We start from the raw sequence: 685 nt of genomic DNA, 5'->3' as shown, positions 1-685 counted from the left end.
AGTTCGGTGACCGCCTTCCAGCCAGTGACCCGCTGCGGATTACTGGCATCCGTATAGTAAACGCCCATATGTTTCAGCTCATACAGGGCGTACGCGATGGCGAAAACACCGGTACACAATAAAATAAACGTTCTTGTCATCGCAGGTATGTCTCCGTGATTTCCGGACGAAAATGGCCCATTTCCTGGCTCACGGTGCGCAGGGCCATATCACGAACCAGACCGAGTTTTTGCAGCTCCTGCATCCGTTGCTGGGCGTAGCTGTGACGCACGCCGTGTGCCCCCCGTGACCAGCCCAGGGTACGCATGGAGGCGGCACTGAAGGCGTTCGACCAGCGCTGTCCTCCGCCAATGGCGTACTGACTCTGGTAAAACACGCCGCGATCGGTCACCCGGACCGGGCTCGCCAGCCTGACATGCTCCAGACGTTCAGCCAGGGGGGACGGTATCAGGACTTCCCTGACCAGGCCGCCTTTGCCCTGAACGGTGTAAATCACACCCTCCCGACCGGCAAATTTACTGTCCGCTGCCGGACGGGGATCCGGTGCACGCTCCTGGCGGGGCGCGAGGGTCAGCAGTTCATGGGCGCGTAATCCGGCGGCCAGGGCAATCGCGGTGGCCAGGGCGTTGGCGGGCTGTTGTGCTGCGGCAATCAGGGCCACCTGGTCCGGGCTGTAGGCCCGGCT

At 62.0% G+C, this 685-nt stretch carries 1 pseudogene; it reads right to left on the bottom strand.

The features are described from left to right. Positions 1–136 precede the first annotated feature (136 nt). A pseudogene (locus ACSIPU_RS30420) lies at positions 137–685 on the bottom strand (site-specific integrase); the annotation flags it as partial.

Origin of the sequence: Klebsiella sp. HN106, from assembly GCF_051209435.1 — a bacterium.
GTDB lineage: Bacteria > Pseudomonadota > Gammaproteobacteria > Enterobacterales > Enterobacteriaceae > Klebsiella > Klebsiella oxytoca.
The sequence above is the reverse complement of the archived record's forward strand: the minus strand, read 5'-3'. Positions and strand labels throughout refer to the sequence as shown.